A 24,465-nucleotide genomic window follows, 5' to 3' on the forward strand; every position below is an offset into this window, starting at 1 on the left:
GAGTCGGGGCCGGGACCGCCGCCCTCGCGGTCCCGGCGCTCAGTCCCGGCGTTCCCACCGCACCCCGTCGCCGTCCAGCTCGACCCCGGTGATGCCGGTGTCCGAAAGGTAGGTCTCGACCAGCTGACGGACGGAGTCGTCCGGGGTGAGCTGGACCTCGCCGTCCTGGACGCGCACCTGCCGCAGGCCGCGGTCACGCATGAAGGAGAGGATCTGCTCCTCGAAGTTGTGCCGGTGCCGCAGCAGGCGCTCCCGGTGGTCGCCCTTCAGCTCGGGGTGCAGCACGTCGACGATCAGCACGACCCGGTCCTCGCTGCCCCGGTGCCACACCTCGTGCTCGAAGGAGTCGTCGAAGACCAGGCACTTACCCTCCTCCCACCGCGTCTCCCGGTCACCGACCCGGATTCCGACCCCGGCGGGGACCTTGATCGGCAGGTGGATGCGGAGCAGCGCGTTCGTGGCTCCGCAGTGCGGCATGATGTGCGTGCCGGGCGAGATCCTGGACACCGAGATCACCCCTGGGCTGAGCACCGTGACGTCCGGGATCTTCTCCAGGATCCCCATGGTGACGGGGAACCGCGCGCAGTTCCGGGCCTGGAAGCGGCCGTCCCGGTACAGGTACGCCTGCTTCCAGTCCCCCTTGCGGATCAGGCCCGCGTCGTCGGTGGTGGGCACGACCGGGTCGAGCGCGGCGCCGATCACCTGCTCGATCTCCGCCCGGATCTGCGGGTAGCCCTCCTCCAGGTAGGAGGTGAACCAGAACTGCCCGGGGTCATGCAGCGGCTGCGCGGTGAGCCCTGGGACGTACTCCCTGGCCCGCTGCAGCGGGTGCTCCCAGACGCCCTGCCGAACCGCCGCTTCCGCGCACGCCATCGCCTTCTCGGCGTCGCCCGCGTAGTGCCAGGCGTCGATCAGACCGGTGTAGTGGCGGCGCGCCATCTGCACCAGGTAGGCGCGCGCACCGATCGCGCTGGAAGCGCTCGGCCCCTGACTCGTCGAGGTGGTCATCGCGCCTCCCGCTCGTCGGTGCGCCCGCTCGCGGCCGGGATGAGGTCGAGGTCGTCGGGGACCGCGAAGCCCAGCTCCCGCGAGCAGAAGCGCTTCCACTCGGGGGTGACCTCCGCCAGGAGCACGTCCTCGCCGGGCCACATCGAGGTGGTGACGGTGAAGTCGTCGTGCACGTAGCCGATGGCTTCCCCGTCCGGTGGCCCGCCCCGCGCGCTCTTCTCCGCCTCCGAGGGCCATCCCCGGTAGGCGCGCAGCGCGCTGAGCGGGTATGCGCGGCAGTAGGGCGCCCAGCCGCCTGGCTGCTGCCCGGCGTGCTCGCGCAACATCCCGGCCACCTCCCGGCGCCCTGCGGCCAGGGCGATCTCGTAGGGCGTCCGCCCGTCCCCGGTGACGGCCGTCGGGTCGGCTCCCGCGTCGAGGAGGACGGAGGTGGTCACCGGGTCACCGCCGCCCGCCGCCCAGTCCAGGGGGCTCCACCCGTGCTCGTCCCGCGCCGCGAGGTCCTCGGGCGTCGGCGCCAGCTCCCGAACCGCCCGGCTGTCGCCGGTGCGGCACGCCTCGATCAGCGCGTCGCCCTTCCGCTGCTCAACTGCCATGAGAACTCCTCGAATCGGTGTGTTCGCCGTCGTGCCAGTCCCCGTGCGCGGGTGTCCCCTCCACCGGTGATGCCGCGCCCGTCGTCGCCAGCCGGTGGTAGAGCGCGTCCGAGCGCAGCAGATCTGCGTGTCGTCCCACGGCCCTGACCCCGTTCTCGTCGAGCAGGACCACCAGGTCCGCCTGGGCGGCTGCGGACACGCGGTGGCTGACCAGCAGCACGGTGCGGGCCCTGGACTGGTCGACCAGAGTGCGCAGCAGCGTCTGCTCGTTGTCCGCGTCGAGCTGTGAGGTGGCCTCGTCGAGCAGGAGCACGTCGGCACGGCGCAACAGGGCCCTGGCCACCGCGAGCCGCTGCCGCTGCCCGCCGGAGATCGCGACGGCGCGTTCCCCGATGGCGGTCTCCAGGCCGTCGGGCAGGGATCTGACCCAGTCGCCGAGCCCCACCGAGTCCAGGGCGGCGATCAGCTCGGCGTCGTCCGCGCGGTGCGCGCCGTAGCGGACGGACTCGCGGATGTTCGCACCGAGCAGGGGCGCGTCTTGCTCGACGTAGGCCAGGCGGCCTCGGAGCTCGTCCCGGCGCAGCGCGGTGATGTCGACCCCGTCGAGCAGCAGACGTCCCCGCTGGACCTCCAGGAACCGCTCGACCAGGTTCAGGACCGTGGTCTTGCCGATCCCCGACGGGCCGGTGAGCACGGTCAGCCCGCGCGGGAGGCTCAGCGAGACGCCTTTGAGCACCGGCTGGTCCCCGTACCCCGCCCAGACCTGGTCGAGCACGATCCCGAGCGAGGTGCGGTCGTCGGCGGGGACGGGCGGCCGCGGATCCGCCGGGTGGTGGTCGTCCTGCTCGGCGGGGATGGTCCGGATCTCCTCCACCCGCGCCAGCGCGGCCAGGCCCGTCGTGACGGCGCTCGCGGCGTTCGTGAGCACCGCCACCGGCGTGCGCAGGGTGGTGACGTAGAGCATGAACGCGACGAGGTCGCTGACCGACATCTCGCCTGACGAGATCTTCGCGGCGCCCATGCCGAGCGAGGCGAGGAACATGATCTCGACGAGACCCCAGCCGGTGCCGTCGATGACCGCTTTCCAGCCCGCCGCCCGCACCGCCTGCCGGTAGGCCGCCTCCGCCTGCCCGACGACCCGGTCCGCCTCGCGCTCCTCGGCGCCGAACGCCTTGACGGTGCGGAAGGCGACGAGGACCCGCTGCAGCCCACTGAGCATGTCGCCGACGCGTGCCTGGCCGGCCTCGGTCGCCCTGGAGAGCCCGCGCAGGACCAGCCGCTCCACACCGACGCCCACCACCACGACGGCCAGCAGGACGAGCACCATCGTCAGGTCGGTCAGCGCCATCAGCACGACGGTCGCGAGCAGGACGAAGGGGGCGACCGCGCCGCGGACCAGCGCTTCGGACAGCGTTTGCTGGAGCAGGGTGGTGTCACTGCCCACCCTGGAGAGCACGTCGCCGACCGGCATGCGCAGCACGGTGGTGACGCGGGCCCGCAGCAGCGCACCGATCATGCCCGACCGCGCGCCGAGCACCACGCGCTGCCCGAGCTTGCCCATCTGGTGGCTGCTCACCACGACCAGGGTCGTGGAGCACGCGGACACCGCAGCGAGCAGCAGCAGCGCGGGGGTGAAGTCGGCGCCGGTCGACACCGAGTCGAGCAGCCACTTCACCGCCTGGGGTTGGACCAGGACGGTGGTGTAGGACAGCAGGTCCAGCACCAGCAGGCCGGGCAGGGCGAGCCGCAGCCCTGGACCGAGGCGCAGCAGGGCGGCGAGCTGCGACCAGCCGGACCGGGACGACCGGTCCGCGCTGGTGGCGGTGGCGGTGGGAGTGGTCACTCGTAGCTGACCTTCCCGTCCCTGAGCTCAACCGCCGACGCGTCGACCTCGCGCAGGTGCCGGGTGAAGAGGCTGGTGGCGCCGCCGTCCGCGACGAGCTGGAGCACGCCGTCGACCATCTCGGCGCGGGCGATGCCGCGTTCCTCCATGTACGCGCGGATGCGCTCGTTGAACGCGGATCGGGCGGAGAGGATCCAGTCCCGGACGCTGTCGTCCAGGTCGGCGTGCGAGACGTCCATGAGCAGCACGACCCTGGGCTCGCTGCCCTCGTGCCACACCTCGTGCTCGAAGGAGTCGTCGAAGACCAGGCAGTCGCCCTCCTTCCAGCGCAGGACCTGGTCGCCGACCCGCATCCGGGGCCCTTCCGGGACGACGAGCCCGAGGTGGACCCGCTGCCGGGCGTTGGAACCGCCGCAGTGCGGGAGGATGTGCGTTCCGGGGTGAAGCCAGGAGAGCGTGACCACCCCCGGCCCGCCGCTGCTGGCTTCGGGGATGCCCTCGATCACGCCGGCGGTGACCGGGAACCGGGCGCAGGCGTCGTCGAAGCGCTGCCCCGTGTCGTAGAAGGTCACCTGGTCCCACCGGCCTTCGCCGAGCAGCGACTCCTCCACCGGCAGGAAGCCGCGCACGGCCGGGTCGGTGACCGAGTCCAGCTCGGCGCGGATGCGGGGGTAGCTCTCGCGCAGGTAGTCGGTGAACCAGTAGCGCGCCGGGTCGTACACCGGGATCGGTGGCAGCGAAGGCACGTAGTGGGTCGGGCGCTGGTCCGGGTGGCGCCAGACGCCTTGGGCGACGGCAAGCTCCGCGCAGGCCCGCGCGGCGGCCTCGTCGCCATCCGCGAGCAAGGCGGTAATGAGGTCGGAGTAGCGCTGCCGCGCACGCTCCGCTCGCCCGGTTACCGTCGTCGTCTCCATCAGTCCGTGCCCCTTTCCCGTCCCGAGCGGGCTCATCGCCTCTCGCCCGACAGCGCGTGGATGTCTCGAATGATCTTGGTGGTGGATCGGCCGTCGACCGTGCGCAGCAGCTCGACGCGACCGCCGAGCCGCTCGACGAGCGAGGCCTCCGGCAGGTCCTGGAGGGTGTAGTCGTCGCCCTTGGCGTAGACGTCCGGTCGCAGCCGCTCGATCAGCTCCACGGGGCTGTCGGCGTGGAACGGGACCACGACGTCGACGCACCCCAGCGCGGCCAGGACCCGCATCCGCTCGCCCAGTGGGACCACCGGCCGGGACGGGCCCTTGAGCCTGCGGACGCTCTCGTCGGCGTTCACCCCCACGACGAGCAGCTCGCCGAGGCCCTTCGCGCGGCTGAGCAGGGAGACGTGGCCGTCGTGCAGGATGTCGAAGCAGCCGTTGGTGAACACGACCTGACAGCCGCGGCCCGCGACGTCGGTCAGCCACGAGGGCAGCTCGTCGCCCGGCAGGATCTTGCCGGTGCCACCCAGCCTCCGCCGCAGCTCCGCCGGGTCGCAGATCGCCGTTCCCGGTTTGCGCACCACGGTTCCCGCGGCCGCGGAGGCGAACTCGGCGGAGGAGGCGGGTTCGGCTCCCGAGGCCAGCGCCAGCGCGAACGCGGCGGTGAAGGTGTCCCCCGCGCCGACGGTCGTCTCGGCTTCGCGAACGGTCGCGCAGGTCCGCAGGCTCGGCCTGCCCGCTTGCAGCACCACGGCGCCGTCCCGGTCCAGGGTGACCGCGACGAGTCCGGCACCGGTGCGCTCCAGCAGGCGGGCTCGGTGCTCCACGACCTGGCCCACCCGGTCGCCGGAGGTGTCCAGCGAGGGCTCGCCAAGGAGCGCGGCGGCCTCGGCGTAGTTCGGCTTGACCACGTCCGGGCGAAGCGACCGGAAGCGGCCGGGAGCCCTGGAGTCCACGACGAACAGCGGGCGCCCGGCGGAGTGGGCCAGCGTCGCGACGACGGGGCCGGTGAACGTGCCGTAGCCGTAGTCGCAGGCGATCACCACGTCGCACCGGCGGAGCTGGTCGGCCAACCGCCGAGCCAGCTCGGCGGCCGTGGCCGAGGCGATCCGCTCCCTGCTGCCCTCGTCCAGCCGCAGCAGCATCTGCTCGCGGGCCAGCACTCGGCGCTTGACCACCGTCGACCGACTCTCGTCGACCACCAGGTGATCGGCGCCGACCCCGGCGGCGGCCATGGCCGCGTGCAACCGCCGCCCGGCGGGATCGGCGCCGACCACCGCGAGCAGGGTCGGATCGGCGCCGAGCGCGCGGAGGTTGGCCGCCACGTTCGCCGCGCCGCCGCACTGGTCGTGATCGCCGGTCAGGTCGAGCACGGGGACCGGGGCCTCCCTGGACAGCCCGATCGGGGTGCCCGTGAGGTACCTGTCCACGATCGCGTCGCCGACGACCAGCACCCGCAGCCCCCTGATCCCGGACAGCAGGCCGAGCAGATCGCCGCTCATGACGCGCTCACCCGCCCCTCGACGTCGATCACGGGGCGCCCCGGTGGCTGACGACCGCGTTCGGCAGGACGAGGTGGTCCAGGCGCGCGTCCAGGAAGGTCCGCACGGCGTCGCGCGGGGTCTCGACGATCGGCTCGCCCTTGGTGTTCAGACTCGTGTTCAGCACCATGGGCACCCCGGTGCGGTCCTCGAAGGCGCGGAGCAGGTCGTAGTAGGCGGGGTTGTCCTCCCGACGCACCGTCTGCAGGCGCGCGGTCCCGTCCACGTGCGTCACCGCGGGCACGCCTGGTTTGAGCACCGGGGCGGCGCGGAGCATGAACGGGCTGTCGGACAGGCCGAACCACTCGGCGGCGCGCTCGCCGCGCACCGACGGCGCGAACGGGCGGAAGTGCTCCCGCAGCTTGATCTCCGAGTTGAGCCGGTCCCGCATGGTGGGGCTGCGCGGGTCGGCCAGGATGCTGCGGTGCCCGAGGGCGCGGGGCCCGATCTCCGATGCGCCGTCGAACCAGCCGACGACCGCGCCACCGGCGATCAGCTCCGCCGCGCGGGCCGCGCGGTCGTCGACGACCTCCACCGACAGCCGGTCGCGGTGCTCGTCCAGCGCGCGGCGCACGACGTGCTCCGGGTACTCCCGGACCGAGTACATCAGCTCGGCGTTCGAGTGCGTCCGCCTCGGGTGGCCGAGGACGTGGTGCCAGTACCAGAGGGCGGCGCCGAGCGCGGTCCCGTCGTCGCCGCAGGCGGGGTGAAAGTGGATCCGCTCGAACTCCGAGGCGGCGAACGCGGGCTCCGTGCCGATCACGTTCAGCGAGGTGCCGCCGGACAGGCACAGGTTCGGCGCGATGCCTGCCCGCGCGGCGATCGGGCCAAGCTGCGCGAACAGCTCCACCAGCTGGATGTCCAGGCCGCGCTGGACGTAGTGCGCCAGGCGTGCGTTGAGCTTCCGGCCACCGACCTCGATCGGCACGGGGTCGCGGTCCGCCAGGGCGACCAGCTCCTCGAACCGGGTGATCCCGGTGAGGTCGACCCCATCCGGTTCACCGGTCGCGCCGTACGGCGCCAGCCCCATGACCTTTCCCGCGCCGACGAGGCTGGAGCCGAACATCGCCTCGGCCGCGTAGGTGTAGCCGACGTTGGCGATGAACCAGCTGTCGAAGTCGGCGCGCACCGGCCGAAGCCGGTTGTCCCGCCCCAGGTAGGCGCGGCAGCCGACGGGGTCGATGGCCACCGACACCGCGGTGTCGAACGGCGAGGTGTAGAAGCTCGCGGCGGCGTGCAGCAGGTGGTGCTCCGGGTTGACCGTGCACGGGATCAGCCTGCCGCCGATGCCGACCCGCGCGTTGCGCTGGTCCACCCAGAACTCGAACCAGGTCTCCTTGAGGTCGGACCCGTGCAGCAGCGCCACGTCCGGCGAGTCCATGTTGTGCAGGTTGCACAGCAGCACGTGGTCCACGTCGGACAGCGAGAGCCCCGCCTGGTCGAGCAGTTCGACCAGGTCGACCTCCCGCAGGCCAGGGTGCTTCTTGAGCCTGGAGAGCCGCTCCGTGGTGACGAAGCCCGCCACCGCACCCTCGTGGAGCAGGACGGCCGCGCCGTCGTGGTTGAAGTTGACCGCCAGGATGGTGCGGACCGAGTCGGGGGGGCCGCTGTTCACGGTAGGACCTCGATTCTGCGTTCTCGGGGCTCGCCGAGCCGCCGGGCCACCACGTCCCAGACCCGCTCGACGGTGAGGTCGCTCAGGCACTTCGGATAGGTCCCGTCCGGTGACGTGTAGGGGGTGGAGCAGTGGTGGGCGCAGGTCCGGCCGGAGAGGTCGTCCGCCGGGTTGGTGACCGACTGGCAGGGGTAGCGCAGGGAGACCCCGGTGTGCCCCTGGTACACCCGCGCCCAGAGGAACTCGGTTCCGGTGGGGCCGTAGACGACCACGGTCGGGGTGCCCACGGCGGCGGCCACGTGTGCCAGCGACGAGTCGTTCCCGACCAGCAGGTCCACCTCGGCCAGCAGGTTCGCCGCCTCGTCGAGGCTGCCACCCGCGACCACCTCGACCCGCGCCCTCGGCTGCGACGCCGTGACCGCCGCGGCCAGGCGGAGCAGGTCGGGGCGCTCCGCCTGTCCGCCGAGCAGGTAGCAGGTGGCCCCGGTGCGCCGGGCCACGAGCAGGCACAGCTCGGCGTACTTGTCGAGCGGCCAGCGCCGGTTCCACTGGGGTGCGCCGCCGGGGTGGAAGGCGACCCCCGGCGAGCCCGCGACGAGTGCCCGCGGCGGTGTGGCGCTGCGCGGGAACGCGGGCACCACCTCGTGCGCGCGGAGCCTCCCCGGCAGGCCGAGCGCCTTCGCGAGCGCCGTGGCGTGGTCGAACAGGTCGGCCCCGCCGAACAGCGGAGAGGGCAACCGGAGCGGGTGTGTGAGGTCGCCCTCCCCCACGTCGGGCCCGGGCAGGCCGTAGCGGACCGGGATCCCGGCCCGCCTGGCCTCCTTCGCGCCCAGCCCCCTGCTGTCCGGGTCGACGAAACACACCTGGGCTCCCAGCCCGGCGAGGTCGTCGAGGAAGCGCGCCCGGTCATCCGCGTCCGCCTCCCCCGGATCGGGGCAGGGCAGTACGGCCGCGGCGTGACTGTGCCGCTCGAAGAACTCCGCGAACCGGGTCGCCACACCGCGTCCCGTCACCACGGTGATGCGCGCCTCCGGGTAGGCCCGGCGCAGCAGGGCCAGCCCGATGTTGCGCTGGACGAGATCGCCAAGGCCCGGCGCGACGAGCCGCGCGAACACGTGCACCTCGGACACGAGCGTCATCGGGCCTCCCTCGATCGCGCTCCGCTCGTGGTCATGCCCCACGAACGGCCAGGGTCCCGTGCCCGGCCAGGGTGGACAGGTCGATCGAGGCGGTGCAGGTGACCGGGGTGAAGTCCAGTTCCAGCACCCCGCTCAGGCGGATCTCCCCGGTCGCCGAGGCGAAGTCCGCGCCGGAGAGCGCGCAGTCCTCGGGGACCAGCTCCACCCCCAGCTCGGTGCCGCCGTCGGTGCCGGTGAACTTGACGAAGACGAACCCGCGCTCGACCGCCTCGCCGAGAGCGGCGGCCGTGCGCTCCGGGCGCAGCGAGACCTCGACCGCGTGCTGCCCGGCGGAGAGCCGCTCCACCAGGGTCGGGACGCCCTCGTACGGGTCCTCCACGATCTCGTCGGTCAGTCCCCCCTGGTGCTCGTCCATGAATCGCCGCAGGCTCAGCGGCCGCATGTCGGTCCACACCTCGTCGACGTGGGCCAGGCACTCCTCGCGGCTGCCGGACTTGCCCTCGGCGGTCCAGCCGGCGGGGAGGTCCTGGTCGGCGGGCCAGATCGAGTACTGCTCCTCGTCGTTCACGACGACGTGGAAGGTGCGGTCGTCGGTGGTGTCGTCCACGGGATTGGTCACGGTGCAGCTCCTGTGATCGTGTGGTGGAAGGGGTTTCCGGGGTGGTGCGCGCCCAGGTCAGGCAGCAGGAGGTGGGGCGTTCACGGGGGCACCGGTGCGTTCCACCGCACCGCGTCCCAGGTGAGCGGGTCGCCCATGCCGACCACGACCCGGCGCTCGCCCGTGTAGGGCTCCCGGCCGTGCGCGGCCAGCAGGTTGTCCACCACCAGGACGTCGCCGGGCTCCCAGGGCACCGAGACCCGCTCGGCCTCGTAGGCCGCCCGCAGGCGCCTCAGCGCGTCCTCGGGGATGGGCGAGCCGTCCCCGAAGCAGGTGGTGGCAGGCAGGTCGTCGTCGGTGAGCCGCCTGCCGACCTGGGCGCGCACCTGCTCGGGCAGGCTGCCGGGGTGGAAGAAAACGGAGTGGTTGAACCACACCGGCTCGCCGGTGCGGGGGTGCGCCGCGAGCGCGGGCCGGACCTGGCTGGTGCGCAGCCGGTCCGGACCGGTCCACTCGAAGTCGACGTCCTGCTCCCGGCAGTACTGCTCGACGTGGGCGCGCTTCCCGGTCTGGAACGCCTCCTGCCAGGACATGCCCAGACCGGTGCCGTAGTTGCGCACGTAGCGCACGCCGTGCTCGGCGAACCGGGCCACCAGGTCGGGGGCGATCCTGGCGAGCACCCGACGGGTGTCCGCCACCGGCGTCGCGCCGCCTGTCGCCGGTGGACGCAGGCAGCAGAACACCAGCCGTCCGGGGAAGTCCCGCTGATAGGAGTTCTCGGAGTGCATCAGGATGGTCTGGTCAGCGGGGTGGTCGGTGGCGGTGTAGATCCGGTTGCCGATCTCGGTGCGCGGTGAGGAGCGCTGCACGTACGGGCTCGGCGCGCCGACGAACGCCTGGACGACCGCCGGGAAGCCGTCGAGGTCGACGCCGAAGCCCCGGAGCAGCACCGCGCCGTGCAGGTCGAGCCAGGACCGCACGCGGTCCGCCTGGTCACCGGCCCAGCGGGCGAGGTCCACCCCCGGTTCGGTGGCGACCACGCGCAGCGGGAGGGTGGCGCCCTCCGGCGGCCCGATCGGGCGCGCCCAGTCGCCGGGGTCGGCCGACACGCGTCGCCGCCCACCCGCCCGAGGTCCGCCGCGCGCCGTCACAGCCACGTCCCGACGCCCTGGCCGGAGCGGTCGCCGTCGGGTCGCCGAGCCGGGATGCCGCCGAGCAGAGCGTGCACGAACCGGTCGTGGGGCCGCAGCCGCAGCGGCTCGGGCAGCTCGCTGGTGTCCAGCGTGCCAACAGGGCAGAGCCCGAGGCCGGTCTCCGCGGCGACCGACATCAGCAGCTGGGTCATCGCCCCCGCCTCGAACACCGAGAAGTCCCATGCCAGGTCGCCGTAGAGCGGGGTGATCGCGTTCATCCTGCTGACGAGGTGGATCACGAAGGCCGACTCGTCCAGCGCGGCGCGGTTGAGATCGGCGTGGGCGGTCGCGGGGACCCGACCACCCTCGGTGACCGGCACGAGCTCAGCCCGGTCCGGGTGCACGTAGTAGATGCCCGCGTCGAGCCCTTGCACGCGATGCGGCGCGACTTCCAGGTAGGCGCCCAGGGGGTAGGCGTCGCCTGCGGACGGGTACCAGAACTTGCGCTCGCCGCCGAGGTCGGTCGACCGCAGGGCGCCGAGCAGCAGCGCGAGGTCGGCGAAGACCACCGGCGCGGGTGAGAAGCGCCGTTCGCTGCGGCGGGCGAGCGCCCTGGGGTCGCCGCTCCCCCCGAGGCCGATGCCCGCCGTCCGGTCGTGCTCGTGCCGCACGCCCGTGCGCTCGTCCTTGAATGCCTGCCTCCTCCCCACCCCGACGAGCAGGTCCTCGGTCTCGTCACGGGGGCGCTCGGGCACCTGCTCCGGTTGCGCCGGCTCGGCGATCCTGGACAGGTGCGGGCCGATCAGCACCGAGATCGAGGGGAAGCCCAGCAGCTCCTCCACCTCCACCTCGATGCCCAGCTCGTCCTCGGCGAGCGTGGCCAGCCGCACCAGCTCGACCGAGGTGGCGCCGAGTTCGAGGAGGTTCGCGTCCGGCTCGATCTCGTCCACGCCGAGCACGCGGCACGCGATGGCGGTGGCGGCGGCGAGCAGCTCCGCGCCGGTTCCCCCCGCGGGCGCGGTCCCGGACCGCGCGGGTCGGGTCGCGGCCGGGGCGCGCGTCGCGGCCAGCGCAGGTCGGTCCACGCGTCCGTCCGCGGTGAGCGGGAACCGGTCCAAGACCTCGATCCGGGCGGGGAGCAGGTAGGGCGAGACCTTGCGGCGCAGCCGGTCGAGCAGGTCAGCCGCGCTGGCCTCCGCCCGCAGGCGCACGAAGCCCAGGGACTCGGAGCCGTCCGCGACCGTCACCACCGCGGCCGCGCGCACCTCGGGCATCGCGGACAGGGCGACCTCGGTGTCGTGCACGTGCAACCGCCGACCGTGGACGACCAGCTGCGCCGAGGCGTCCCCCACGACCTCCACGACGCCGTCCGGGAGCACCCGCCCGTACTGGGCGGCGCGCAGCAGCATCTCGCCGGTCTCCTGGTGGGTGGCGCCGGAGTCGTCCCGGCCGTCGAGGTGCTCGGCCACCAGTCCGCCGTAGTGCACCTGCCCGGTGACCCACACGGGGCAGTCGCCGCCGTTCTCGGCGAGCACGTGGACGCGCTGGTTGCGCAGCGGCCTGCCGATCGGCGCCGTCGGCGTCACCGGAGCCGCGCCGACGATCGGGTGGCAGGCGACCCAGGGACCGTCGGGCTGGGCGGAGGACAGGTTCACGACGGTGATCTCCGAGTCCGCGAGGTCGCGGAGCCGCTGGACGAGGTCCGAGGGGAGCCGCTCGCCGCTGACCAGGACGAGCCGCAGCCGTTCGGGCAGGCGCTCGCCGCGGTCCTCGATCTCGGTGACCAGCAGGTCGAGGTGGGAGGGCGTGCCGTGCCACACGGTGACCCGCTCCCGCTCCAGGAGAGCGGGCCAGATGGCGGGCCGCAGCAGCTCGGCGGCGTCGCCGAAGACCAGCGTCATCCCGGTCAGCAGGCCGAGCGCGGTCTCCTGGGCGCCCCGCCCTGAGGTCACCGGGGTGAACGCCGCCAGGCGGTCGTCCTGGCCGAGGCCGAACCGGTCCGCCAGGTCGGCGGCCAGGTTGAGCAGGTCCCGGTGCCGCAGGGCGGTTCCGGCCTCGCCGATGGCGAACGCGACGTCGTGGCCGTCGTTCCGCCCAGAGCAGGTCGCCCGCGTCCGCGCCTGCGGCAGGTCGTCGACCGCGAGCACGTCGAAGCGCTCCGGCCAGCGCAGCTGGTCGAGCAGTGAGCGCTGGGAGACCAGGACGGCCACGTCGGCCCGCTCGACCGCCCGCCAGCGGAGGACGTGCCCGGCCGCAGGGTCGACGGGCAGCACCACCGCGCCAGCACGGAGGACGCCGAGCACCCCGACGAGCTGGTCGACGCCCGGTTCCACGCACAGGGCCACCCGCTGACCGGCCGTCACGTTCCGCTCCAGCAGGGCGGCGGCCAGGCGGTCGGCCGCCGCGAGCAGGTCGGCGCGGGCCAACTCCCGCGCCGATTCCCGCGCGGCGGGGGCCGAGCCGCGCTCGGCCGCCAAGGCGACCACGGCGTCCACGACCGTTCCCGGCGGGACCTCGCCGGTCAGCCCGTTCATGCCGCGCAGCAGCTCCCGCTGCTCGGCGGGGAGCAGCGACAACCCGCGATCAGCCATGCTCATTCCAGGTCACCTCCAGTTCGCACGGCCGTCTCGACGAGGGCGTCGAGCACCGTGGTGAACGCGTCGAACATGCTTTCCACCAGTCCTGGCGGGAACGCCTCGGCGACGAAGTCCCAGGCGCACAGCAACGTGCCGTCCTGTTCGCCGACCTGGCAGTCGAGCAGCACCTGCGGGGTCTGGCTGACCGCGTGCACGGTCCTGGCACGCCAGGCGGGGGCGCCCGCGCCGGGGAGCGCGTCACCGGGCAGCAGGGTGCTGGTGAACACCACCGGCATCATCGCCTCGTCCCTCCGGTCGGGGCGGCGGCGCAGCATCCGGAGCACGTCCACGCCGCTGACCAGGCGGTGTTCCAGGTCCTGCCACAGCCGCTCCTGCAAGTGCCTGGCCCGCGCCGCGAACGTGGCGCCGCGCGCGCCGTCCACGGCGAGCAGCGTGGTGGTGGTGAAGTCCCCGACCAGCGAGTCGACGTCGGGGTGCAGGGGCAGCCGGTTGAACGTGGTGACGTTCACCGTGAAGCGCGGGCTGTCGCTCCAGCGCGCCAGGACCTCGCTGAAGGCGGTGCAGAGCACCGCGGACGGCGTGAGCCCGGTCGACGCGGCCCAGTCCCGGACCGCGCGCCACCGGTCCTGCGGGAGCTCCGCGTGCACCCGGTGGAAGCGTGGGGCGGTCAGCTCCTCCGGCCTGCGCGCCAGGGGCAGGCCAGGGGCAGGGGGCAGCTCGGCCAGCCTGCCGGTCCAGTAGTCCAGGGCCTGGCGGTGCTGGGAGCCCCGCTTCAGCTCCGCCACCGCCACGACGTAGTCGCGGAAGGTGCAGGCGGGTTCGGGCAGCGTGGCGGCCGGGTCCTGGTAGGCGGCCATCAGCTCACCGGTGAGGATGCGGGAGCTGTGCGCGTCTGCGATGAGCAGGTCGATGCTCAGGTGCAGCCGCGTGACGAGGTCGTCCAGGCGGTGGGCGCGCAGCTCGAACAGCGGCCAGCTGCCCGCGTCCCGGACCTGGTGCGACATCTCGGCGCGCACCTCGGCGAGCCGTTCCGCCGCCGCCTCGGACGGCTGGGCGCGCAGGTCGGCGGTCTCGATCCGGTAGCCGGGAACGGTCTTGAGGACCTGCTGGGTCCCGTCCCGGCGCACGACGGTCCGGAGCGCGTCGTGCCGGTCTACGAGCACCCGCAGCGCCCGCTCGAGACGGCCGAGGTCCAGGTCGTCGACGTCCATCTCCACGTAGCCGTGCGTCGCGACGCCTCCGAGCCCGAGGCCCGCCCGCCTGCCCAGCCAGTAGGCGTGCTGGATGTCGGTCAGGGGGAAGGGCTCGTACCGGTCTCCGGGGCTCGGGGCGAGAGCGGGGAGAGCACCCGGTTCGGGGCCCTCGCCCGACTGCGCACCGGTCACCGCGTCGGCGAGGGCGGCGGGCGTGGGGTTCTCGAACAGCTGGTTCAGCCGAATCCGGAGGCCGAGCTGCTCGCGGACCTTCGCGACCAGCCGGATCGCCTGGAGCGAGGTGCCGCCGAGGGCGAAGAAGTCGTCCTGCGGCCGGACCTCGGGCACGGACAGGAGCTCCGCCCAGATCGCGCCGATGCCCTCGTGCAACCGGGTCCCGCGCGCGGGGGTCGCGGGGCGCGCGGCCGGTGCGGGCCTGCCCCGGTCCGCGACGCGCTCCTGCAGGGCGGACCGGTCGACCTTCCCGTTGGGGGTCAGGGGGATCCGGTCCAGCGGTCGGAACAGGGCAGGCACCAGGTAGCCCGGCAGCGCTTCCCCGAGCCGCGGGCGCAGCCCGACGGGGTCGGGCTCGAAGCCCGGTTCCGGCACGTAGAAAGCCACGAGTCGCCGATCCGCGCCCGGCTCGCCCGCGGCGACGACAGCGGCGGCCTGCACGCCGGGCAGTCGCTGCACAGCCGTCTCCACCTCGCCCAGCTCGACGCGGTAGCCGTTGACCTTGACCTGGCCGTCCTCGCGCCCGAGGAACTCCAGGTTGCCGTCGGGCAGGTGGCGGGCCAGGTCGCCGGTCCGGTAGAGCCGTCCGCCGGTGTCGGGGTCGGTGGGGAAGCGGTGGTCGGTCTGCTCCCGGTCGCGCCAGTAGCCCAGCGCCACGCCCTGGCCGCCGAGAAAGAGCTCCCCCACGACCCAGTCCGGGCGCGGGCGCAGGTCCTCGTCGAGCACGCGAGCGGACTGACCGGGCATGGCCACCCCGTAGGGGACGCTGGGCCACGCCGGGTCCACCTCGCCGATCGGGTACCAGACCGACCAGATGGAGCCCTCCGTCGCGCCGCCCAGGCTGAGCACGGTCGCGCGCCCGGCGAGCGCGCGGACCCGGTCTGGCAGCGCGATGGGGATCCAGTCGCCACTGAGCATCACCAGCCGCAACGAGGCCAGGGCATCCGGAGCGAGCAGCTCCACGTGGTCGGCGAGCACCCCCGCCAGGGCAGGCACCGAGTTCCAGACGGTGATCCGCTCGCGCCGGACCAGGTCGGACCAGTGCGCCGGGTCGCGCCGCTTCCCGTGCTCGGGCAGCACCACCGTGCCACCGGCCGCGAGCAGCCCGAACAGGTCGTAGACGGCGAGGTCGAAGCTGAGCGAGGACACCGCCAGCACCCGGTCCTCCGGTCCGATGCCGAACCGCCCGTTGACCGCGTCGACGGTGTTGGCCGCGCCGCGGTGGTCGATCATCACGCCCTTGGGCGTCCCGGTGGAGCCGGAGGTGAAGATGACGTAGGCCAGGTCGGCGGGGTCGACGGGAACCAGGGGTGGGGCGGTGGACGGGTCGAGGGCAGCGTCGTCGTCCAGGTCCACCACCAGGACGTCCGGCGGCAGCGGCAGCCGCCGCGCGTCCTCGCCCGCGGTGAGGACGGTGCGCAGCTCGCCGCGCTCCACCAGGTGCCGCAGTCGCGCGGGCGGCAGGTCGACGTCCAGCGGCAGGAACGCCATCCCCGCCTCGACCACGCCCAGGGCGGCGGCCACCTGCTGCCAGCTCTTGCGGATGGCGATCCCGACCAGGGTCTGCCGGGGGCCTGGCCGGGCAAGCAGCGTGCGCGCGACCCGGTGGGCACGCGCGACGAGGTCGCGGTAGGTCGTCCGGGTCAGGCCGTCGACCACCGCCACGTGGTCCGGCAGGCGCTCGGCCGCCGCGAGCACGGCCTCGTGCAGGCAGCGAGGCGGCGCGGCGTCCGACTCGACGGTGACCCCGGCGCGCGTGGCCGCCTGCGCGGCAGGCAGGGCCGCCTCCAGCGGGGCCGTCCACCCGGACTCGTCCTCGACCAGCGCGCCGAGCAGGCGCCGGTACTCGTCGAACATGCCGTCGACCACTCCAGGGCTGAACAGCTCGTCCACCGAGTCCCAGTTGAAGACCAGCGCACCGCCCTGCTCGCCAACCTGGTGGTCCAGGTGCACCTGCGGCGTCTGGGTGATGGCGAAGCCGACCTCGCCGAAGGGCGAGTCGGCCGCCTCGGGACGTGGCGCGCCGCCCACCGGCAGGTTCGAGGTGAACACCACCGGGGTCAGCGCACCCGGTGGCAGGCCGCGCTCCCGGTTCCACCAGCGCATCACCTCGACGCCGCTGACCTGCGCGTGGTCCAGGTCGTCCCACAGCCTTCGCTGGAGCGCGTGGGCGTGCTCGGCGAAGGTCGACCTGGTGCGGCGGTCGACCTCCAGCACGGACAGCGAGGTGAAGTCGCCGACGAGGCCGCCGACCTCGGGGTGCGCCGATTCACGCTGGAACACCGTGAGCACCAGGCTGTAGTGCGGTCGCCTGCTCCACCGGGTCACGACCTCGACGAAGGCGTTCAGCAAGAGCGCGGACGCGGTCAGGCCGCGTTCCGCAGCCCTGGCCTTCAGCGCCGACCAGTCGCTCTTCTCAAGCCGTCCTGAGCGGCGGGCGAACCGGGGTCGGTCCACGTGCTCCGGCGACGTGGCCATCGGCAGCTCCGGCCCGGCGGGCAGCTCGGCGAGCCGGTCCCGCCAGTACGCCAGCGCCTTCTCGTGGGCGGGCTCCCGGCGTCGGCGCTCCTGCGCCAGCACGTAGTCCCGGAAGGTCAGGCCCAGCGGCGGGTGCGCGCCGCCGCGTCCGGCGTAGCGGTCGGCCAGCTCGGTCATCACCAGGCCGAAGCTGTAGGCGTCGCAGATCAGGGCGTCGACGCTGATGTGCACCACCGCATCGCGGCCGGGCAGCCGGGAGACCCGCACGTCGAACAGCGGCCACCGGTCGGCGGGCAGCACCTGGTGCGACAGCTCCTCGCGCCAGCGCAGCAGTCGCCGCCGTCGCGCGGAGCTGTCGTCCCGGCTCAGGTCCTGGTGCGCGACCAGGTAGCGGGGCACCGACTCCAGCACTCGCTGGGTGCCGTCGTGGGACATCACGGCGCGGAGCATCGGGTGCCGCCCGATGACCTCGTTGAGCGCGGTCTCGAACCGGTCGATGTCGAGTCCGGCCGCGTTCAGCTCCAGGTAGGCGTGGGTGGCGACCTCGCCGAGGTCGAACTCCGCGTCGCGGCCGACCAGGTAGGCCCGCTGGACCTCGGTGAGGGGGAACGGCTCGTGGGCCGCCGCAGGGTCGGGCGCGATCCGCGCGGCCGGGCCGGACGCCGTCCGCGCCTCGGGCGGGGCGGCTGCGTGCTCCAGGCGCGTGGCGAGGCCGACTGCCGTCGGGGCGGCGAGGAGGTCGCCCAGCGAGACCTCGACACCGAGCCGCTCGCGCAGCAGGGCGGCCACGTGGGCGGCGAGCAGCGAGTGGCCGCCAAGCAGGAAGAAGTCGTCGGAGGCGCGCGGGCGGGCAGCCACGGGCAGGACGTCCTCGAAGACGTCGAGGACTGCGGCTTCCAGCGGCGTGCCCGGCCGGACGGGCGCGGGCCTGTCCCGCTCCGGGCCGGGGTGGGGCAGGCGCGGGCGGTCGACCTTGCCGCTCGCGTTGAGCGGCAGCTCGGGCAGTCGGACCACGGCGGAGGGCACGGCGTACGGTGGTAGCCGCCGCCTCAGGAAAGCGGTCAGGTCGTCGGCCTGCCCGGTGTCGTCCGCCGTGACCACGTACGCGACGAGCGAGAGGTCGCCGATCGCGTCCGCCCTCGCGGTGACCGCGGCCTCGCGGACCCGCGGGTGTTCGCGCAGGACGCCCTCCACCTCGCCGGGCTCGACCCGGTGCCCCCGGATCTGCACCTGCGAGTCCAGCCTGCCGAGGTAGTCGAGGCCGCCCTCCACCCGGCGGCGGACCTGGTCGCCGGTGCGGAACCGGCGCCTGCCCGCGCGGTCCGCTCCGGGCGCGGGCAGGAAACGGGCCGCGGTCTCGGCCGGACGGCAGTGGTAGCCGAGCGCGAGACCGGCTCCCCCGACGTGCAGTTCGCCGACGCCCAGCGGGGGCGCGGGCACGCCCGACGGGGTCAGCACCTCGACGTCCACCCCGTCCAGCGGGGCGCCGATCGGGACCGCGGGGTGGTTCGCGCAGCCGGGCGCCACCTCGAACGCGGTCGCGTCGGCGGCCACCTCGGCGCTGCCGTACAGGTTGAGCAGCCGCCGTCCCGGCAGCCCGCGGTGGAACCGCTCCGCGAGCTCGGTGGTCAGCGCCTCGCCGCTGCTGACCCAGGTGAGCAGGAGCGGCAGGTCGCGCTCCAGGTCCGGCCGGTCCTCCAGCATGATCCGCAGCAGCGTCGGGACGGCCACCAGCCGGGTCACCCGCCACGTCGCGAGCACCTCGACCAGCCGGGCCGGGTCGGCGGTGTCGGCCGCACCCACCAGCACGAGCGGCACACCGGACAGGAGCGGGCCGAAGATCTCCCAGACGGCGTCGACGAAGCCGGGGGAGGTCCTGGCCGCCCAGACCTCCGCGTCGCCGGTCGGGTAGGCGCGCTGCGTCCAGCGGATCCGGTTGACCAGACCGCGGTGCGTGCCGAGCACCCCCTTGGGCGCACCGGTCGACCCCGAGGTGTAGACCAGGTAGGCCACCGAGTCGTGGTGCACGGGCCGGGAGCGCCAGTGGGCGGACCGTCCCGCCAGCTCACCGCCCACCTCGTCCAGCACGACCAGGGGAACGTCGGCCACGGCGGCAACCCCGCTGAACTCGGCGGTGGTGAGCGCGCACCTCGACCGAGCGTCGGCGAGGATGCCGCCGATCCGCTCCGCGGGCTGCCTAGGGTCGACGGCGACGTACGCGGCCCCCAGCTTGAGCACCGCGAGGGCGGCGAGCACGGAGTGCGTCGAGCGGGGCAGGCAGCAGGCGACCCGGTCGCCCGGCGCCACCCCGCGCTCGGCGAGCAGGTCGGCGAGCTGGTTCGCGCGCCGGTCCAGCGCCCGGTAGGTGACCGCGTGCGGGCCGTCGTGGAGCGCAACCGCGTCGGGGGTGCGGCGCGCCTGCTGCTCGAACAGGGCGGAGACGCTCTCCGCCGCCGGGGGTGCCGCAGTGGGCGCGGCGCGCCCGCTCGGCTCGGCGAGCAGTTCGGCGCCCGTCCGGTCCGCGCCCTGGACGGCGCCCACCAGCACGGTGCGCAGGTGCTCGGCGAGCTGCCGGACCGTTGCCCCGGTGAACAGGTCGACGTCGTACTGGCAGGAGATCCGGACGCCGGACGCGTCCTCGCCGACTTCCACCAGCAGGTCGTACTGCGCGGCGCCGGGCTCGACCTCGAGCTGCTCGACGTCCAGGCCCGGCAGTTCGAGGGATGGTCGCGCCTGCTGGGCGACGCAGAGCACCCGGATGGGGTTCCCGGACCGACCGGACTCGCGGTGCAGCTCAAGGAGCTTCTCGTAGGGCAGCTCCTGGTGCGCCAGGCTCTCCCGCACCGCCTCCCGGACTCCGGCCCAGGTGGCGCGGAAGCTCGCGCCCTCCGGGGCGGACAGGCGCAGCAGGACGACGTTGACGAAGTAGCCGACGAGGCGCTGGAACTCCGGTCGGGAGCGCCCGGAAACGAGCGTGCCCAGCGCAAGGTCGCCCTGTCCGGTCATCGCGCGCAGCACCACCGCGAGCGCGGTCAGCACGAGCACGAGCAGCGACCCGCCGTTCTCCCGGCGCAGCCGCTCCAGACCGGCCGCGAGGTCGGGGCCGAGCACCAGGCTGTGGTTCGCACCAGCGCCCCGCCCGGTGGCCGGCCGGGGGCGGTCGAGGGGCAACTCGGTGTGCGGCAGGTCGACGAGCCGCTCCCGCCAGAAGTCGGTCAGCTCCCGCGACTGGGGCCCCTCGGCCCGGTTCCGCTGCCAGGCGGCGAAATCGCGGTAGCCGAGTTCGGGCATGGGGAGCCGGACCGGATGTCCGGCGACCAGGTCTCGGTAGCCCTGCGACAGGTCCTGCGCCAGCACGCCGTTGGACCAGCCGTCGGTGATCACGTGGTGCGCGGTCAGCAGGACTAAGTGGTCGTCGGGGCCGAGCCGGAACACCGCAGACCGCAGCAGCGGGCCCTGCGCCAAGTCGAAGGGGCTGCCGATCTCGGCCGTCACGAGCCGTTCGAGCAGCCCGTCGTCCCCGGCAGGCCCGAGGTCCACGATCCGGAGCGGCACGGCGACCCGCTCGGCGACCGAGCACACCAGGCCGCCGTCGCCGGCGTGGACCAGGCTGGTGCGCAACGACTCCTGGCGGCGCGCCACCGCGTCGACGGCGGCGCGCAACGCGACCGGGTTGAACCTGCCGCGCAGGCGCACCGCGGTGGCGTAGTTGTACGCCACCGGGGTCAGCCTGCTGAGCACCCACATCCGCTCCTGGCCGAAGGACGGCCGCACCGGCCCTCCCGCCACCGCGGGGCGGCCGGGTGGACCGCTCTCGGCCAGCCCCGCGCTCAACGCCTCCTCGAACAGCGCGCGGCGCTCGGGTGGCAACGCGGCGATCCGCCGCCGCAGCTCGACCTCCTCGGCGGTCGAGGCGCCGAGGAGCACCCGGTCCCGGTCCAGCTCAGCCACGACTGCCTCCGAGGGTCGGTCCGGTGTCGGCGGTCATGCCGAACTCGGTGGTGAGCAGGCTGGTCGCCGTCACCAGGTGCAGCAGGCGGTCGCTGTCCGCCTGCCGCTCGGCGGGCCGGTCGTCCAGCTCGTCGAGGAACCGGCGCACGGCAGCCGGTTCGTAGATGGGGTTGTCCCGCATCGCCGAGTCGTCCACGAGGCCGCGCAGGAGTGCGACCAGCCCGTCGCCAGCCGCTGCGGGCGGGGCGAAGAAGCCGCGCTTGCCGCCCGCGTAGACCTCGTCGGACAGCTCGTCGCGAACGGCCTCACGAAGCACGTGCTTGGCGCGTCCCCCCGGCGCGTACCAGGACAGGGCCGCGGCTCTCGCGGTGGCGAACAGGTGGTGGTCGAGGTAGGGAAGCCGCGCCTCCACCGCGTGGGCCGCGTCCAGCCGCTCGGCCGCGAGCAGGTAGTTGGCCAGCCTGCCCTTCGCGAAGAGGTAGGAGGACTGGTGCAGCGGCGGCCTGCCGTCGAGCTGGGAGCGGGACTGGTCGAGGAGCGGGCCGCAGGAGTCCGTCCCGTCCAGCAGGTCGGCGAACTCGCGGCGGAGCAGGGGGCGGGAGGGGACGACCACGGCGAGGTGCCGCTGGGTGAGCCAGCCCGGCAGGAAGCCGAGCCGGTCCAGCGTGCTGCGGAGGTGGCGCGGCGCGCCGAAGGCGGAGAGCTTGCGGTAGCCGGCCCTGGCCCGTTCCAGGGCGGCCGCGTCCAGGCTGAGCGCCAGGTCCCGCTGGGACTGCGGGTAGCCCGCGAACAGCTCGTCGCCGCCCTCGCCCGCCAGGGCGACCTTGAACCCGCCCGCGCGGATGGCGGCGCTGTGCAGGAACCGCGCCACCCCGTGCGAGTTCTCCTGCACCATCTCACCGGCCCGCAGGGTGGCCACCAAGTGGGCGGCGGTGTCTGCGGGCTCGACCCCGACCCGGCGCAGGGGCAGGTCGAGCCGAGTGGCGGTGCGCGCCGCGATGGGGCTCTCGTCCAGGGCGGAGTCCGGGAACTGGACGGTGAAACCGGTGATCGGGGCGTGCCGCGCGGCGAGCGCGGCCACCGCGGACGAGTCGACGCCCCCGCTCAGGTGGCTGGCCAGGGGCACGTCGGCGACGGTGCGCAGCCGCACCGCCTCGTCCAGGGCCGAGCGCACCAGCGCCACGTGCCCGGCGAGGGCGTCCGCTCCCCCGCGTTCGGTCTCCGCCAGCTCTTCGGTGGTCGGGTAGTCCAGGTCCCAGTACCGGTGGACCGCCACACCCTCCCCGCCCGCCACCAGGTAGCACCCCGGTGGCAGCTGGCGCACCCCGGCGAACAGCGTCCGATCCGGCGGCAGCGCCGCCTGCAGGTGCGCGGCGTAGGCGGCCAGGTCCCACCTCGCCGGGACGCCGCACGCCAGCAGCGCCTTGATCTCGGAAGACAGGTACAGCCGTCCGTTCCGCTCGGCGTAGAACAGCGGCTTGACGCCGAACCGGTCCCGCGCGGCGAACAGCTCTCCCCTGCGCTCGTCCCAGAGGGCGAAGGCGAACTCGCCGCGCAGCTCGCGCAGGGCCCGGTGCCCGTCCCTGAGGTAGAGCCGCAGGGCGATCTCGCTGTCCCCGCCGGTGCGGCAGGGGTGCCCCGTGCGCGCCAGGTCGCGGCGAACGCGCCGGTGGTCGTAGAACTCGCCGTTGACGACGATCACCGCTTCACCAGCCCCGTCCGCGATGGGCTGGGCGCTGCCCACCGGGTCGACCACGGCGAGCCGGGTGTGCCCGAGCACGGCCCGCCCGGACGGGGACGCCCACACCCCGGTTCCGTCCGGTCCCCTGGGGCGCAGCGCCTCCACGGCCGCCGACGCGTCCGCGGGCGACAGGCCACCGTCGCCGAAGACGCCGTAGATCCCGCACATGCCGGTCACCGCCTCGCCTGGGCCGCGCGGCGCGGCACCGGTCGGCTGGGAGTGGAACCGTCGGGACGCGGCACCCGGAAGCCCAGCAGGACGCTCGTGCCCTCACCCCGGTTCCAGCGCTCCCGCTCCAGCCCGTCGTCGAAGACCAGGCACCCGCCCTCGGGCAAGGAGCGGGTGTCGTCGCCGATCCTGATCCCGACGCCCGCCGTGACAACCGCGCCGAACTCGACCCGCAGGAACGCGTTGCTGGGACCGCAAGCGGGTGCCGAGCGCGACGAGGCGGGCAGGGCCCACAGCTCGACGACCGCGTCGGGGAGGAGCAGGGCCTCGGGGATGTCGTCGAGGGCCGCCCTGGTGACGGGCGCCGCCGAGGCGGCGGCGGTCCACGCGCCGTCGCGGTAGAGCACCAGCGCTGCGGCTCCCCCGTGCGCGTCGTCCCCGCCGGGGCTTGCGAACGCCGCGCCCAGCTCGTCGGCGATCGCCCGGCGCCGGTCGGCGAGGTGGGCGGTGAACCACAGGTCGTCCGCCTCGCGCCCGGCCACGACCGGCAGGTCGGCGTGGTAGTCGACCGGGCGGTGCAGGGGCGAGGCCCACAGCCCTTGGCACACGGCCAGTTCGGCGCACTGGGCCGCGGCCTCGTGCCGCGCTGCGGCGTGCAGCTCGTCGATGAGTGCGCGGTAGCGCTCGCGCACCCGGTGGCCCGAGGGCCCGGTCAACCCCACCGGCCCCGGACGCCCTCGCGCCACGCGGGCCGCGAGCTTGGCGGTCTCGGCGACCCGCTCCGGTTCGGTGCGCAGGAACAGCGCGTGGTCGGCGAAGGACTTGTCCCTGGTCATGCGGTGCCGCTGGTAGGTCTGGTCGAACGTGGCCTTGTAGTCCTGGTAGTGCCGGTGCTCGACGAAGACCCCGGACACCGCGAACAGCCTGCCCGACCGCTCCGCGAGGTCGAAGACCCACTGTTCGACCTCCCACTGCTGGAAGATCGTCGGCACGAAGTAGCCGAGGGTCTCGTACCAGGGCCTGCTCACGATCGGGAAGTCCCGACCGCCGTCGGGGTACTGCGCGGCGTCGAAGTACAGGCAGAGCACGGCGTCCTCGTGCAGCGCCGTCAGCTCGGCCGCCCGCTGGTCGAGGGCGACGTCCCAGCCGTGGTCCACGTAGAGCTGGTCGTCGTTGGCCATCATCAGGAAGTCCCCGGTGGCCCGCTCCGCCAGGTGGTTCCACGCGGCGGCCACCCCGATCGGGGGCCCGACGTGCAGGACGCACCGGGCGAACCCGGCGAAGCGCCGCCCGGCGTGGGCGAACAGCTCCCGGTACTCGGGCAGGGCCGGGTCGTCCTCGTCGACGTAGCACAGCACCTCGACCCGCCCCGGCGCGGCGGCGGTCCGGTGGGCGCTGCGCAGGAACTCGGACAGGTTGCCCACGCGGTTCCTGGTCGGGCACAGCAGGGACAGCGACGCGGCGGGGACCCCGGCGGTCGCGACGCGCGCGGGGAAGGTGAGCCTGGTCCACCACCTGCGCGGTTCCAACCGCAGCGCGTAGGCCAGTCGCTGCCGCACCCGGATGCTGCCGTTCAGCACGCTGATGACCCACCCACGGCCCGCCTCGCCCTCGCGCAGCGCGGCGGTGACCACGTCCTGCAGCCGCGCGTCGCGGTAGCGCCGGAAGTGCCCCAGCAGCAACCGCGTCAGGTCGAGCACCCCGGCAACCGTTCGGCTG

At 74.0% G+C, this 24,465-nt stretch carries 12 protein-coding genes and 1 pseudogene; all 13 read right to left on the reverse strand.

The features are described 5' to 3' along the window. Positions 1-39: 39 nt before the first annotated feature. The 13 genes and pseudogenes from AMIR_RS18265 to AMIR_RS18325 all read right to left on the reverse strand — a co-directional run bounded on the left by AMIR_RS18265 (position 40) and on the right by AMIR_RS18325 (position 24,446). Entirely contained in the window at positions 40-1,008 is a 969-nt protein-coding gene (locus AMIR_RS18265; protein WP_015802436.1) for an aspartyl/asparaginyl beta-hydroxylase domain-containing protein, read from the reverse strand. Further along, positions 1,005-1,604, reverse strand: coding sequence for an ankyrin repeat domain-containing protein (locus AMIR_RS40390; protein WP_015802437.1), 600 nt, complete (start codon positions 1,602-1,604; stop codon positions 1,005-1,007). Before AMIR_RS40390 ends, AMIR_RS18265 begins: the two co-directional genes overlap by 4 nt. Then, positions 1,594-3,447 (reverse strand): ABC transporter ATP-binding protein, encoded by a 1,854-nt coding sequence (locus tag AMIR_RS18275; RefSeq protein ID WP_015802438.1) that lies wholly within the window; start codon positions 3,445-3,447, stop codon positions 1,594-1,596. The genes AMIR_RS40390 and AMIR_RS18275 overlap by 11 nt, the downstream gene beginning before the upstream one ends. Beyond that, positions 3,444-4,292, reverse strand: coding sequence for an aspartyl/asparaginyl beta-hydroxylase domain-containing protein (locus AMIR_RS18280; RefSeq protein ID WP_222840681.1), 849 nt, complete (start codon positions 4,290-4,292; stop codon positions 3,444-3,446). The genes AMIR_RS18275 and AMIR_RS18280 overlap by 4 nt, the downstream gene beginning before the upstream one ends. A 101-nt stretch (positions 4,293-4,393) precedes the next feature. Continuing rightward, the gene (rfaE2, locus tag AMIR_RS18285; RefSeq protein ID WP_015802440.1) at positions 4,394-5,860 is read right to left on the reverse strand and encodes a D-glycero-beta-D-manno-heptose 1-phosphate adenylyltransferase; all 1,467 of its coding nucleotides are present in this window, start codon (positions 5,858-5,860) and stop codon (positions 4,394-4,396) included. Positions 5,861-5,888: 28 nt separating this feature from the next. Beyond that, positions 5,889-7,514 carry a carbamoyltransferase C-terminal domain-containing protein gene (locus tag AMIR_RS18290; protein WP_015802441.1) on the reverse strand — a complete coding sequence of 542 codons (1,626 nt, stop codon included), beginning with the start codon at positions 7,512-7,514 and terminating at the stop codon, positions 5,889-5,891. Next, entirely contained in the window at positions 7,511-8,653 is a 1,143-nt protein-coding gene (locus AMIR_RS18295; RefSeq protein ID WP_015802442.1) for a glycosyltransferase family 9 protein, read from the reverse strand. The genes AMIR_RS18290 and AMIR_RS18295 overlap by 4 nt, the downstream gene beginning before the upstream one ends. A gap of 406 nt (positions 8,654-9,059) precedes the next feature. After that, positions 9,060-9,260 (reverse strand): annotated as a pseudogene (locus tag AMIR_RS41985) (MbtH family protein); the annotation flags it as partial. Between the two features lie 92 nt (positions 9,261-9,352). Next, positions 9,353-10,360, reverse strand: a complete 1,008-nt coding sequence (locus AMIR_RS18305) for a TauD/TfdA family dioxygenase (protein ID WP_015802444.1) — start codon at positions 10,358-10,360, stop codon at positions 9,353-9,355. 38 nt (positions 10,361-10,398) lie between these two features. Next, entirely contained in the window at positions 10,399-12,981 is a 2,583-nt protein-coding gene (locus tag AMIR_RS18310) for an AMP-binding protein (RefSeq protein WP_015802445.1), read from the reverse strand. After that, positions 12,978-20,837, reverse strand: a complete 7,860-nt coding sequence (locus AMIR_RS18315; RefSeq protein WP_015802446.1) for an amino acid adenylation domain-containing protein — start codon at positions 20,835-20,837, stop codon at positions 12,978-12,980. Before AMIR_RS18315 ends, AMIR_RS18310 begins: the two co-directional genes overlap by 4 nt. After that, positions 20,830-22,746: an asparagine synthase (glutamine-hydrolyzing) gene (gene asnB / locus AMIR_RS18320; RefSeq protein ID WP_015802447.1), complete on the reverse strand. Its 1,917-nt coding sequence runs from the start codon at positions 22,744-22,746 to the stop codon at positions 20,830-20,832. The genes AMIR_RS18315 and asnB overlap by 8 nt, the downstream gene beginning before the upstream one ends. Before the next feature lie 5 nt (positions 22,747-22,751). Then, positions 22,752-24,446 carry an aspartyl/asparaginyl beta-hydroxylase domain-containing protein gene (locus tag AMIR_RS18325; RefSeq protein WP_143760771.1) on the reverse strand — a complete coding sequence of 565 codons (1,695 nt, stop codon included), beginning with the start codon at positions 24,444-24,446 and terminating at the stop codon, positions 22,752-22,754. Positions 24,447-24,465: the final 19 nt, after the last annotated feature.

The sequence above is a fragment of the Actinosynnema mirum DSM 43827 genome (genome assembly GCF_000023245.1).
In the GTDB taxonomy this organism is placed as follows: Bacteria; Actinomycetota; Actinomycetes; order Mycobacteriales; family Pseudonocardiaceae; genus Actinosynnema; species Actinosynnema mirum.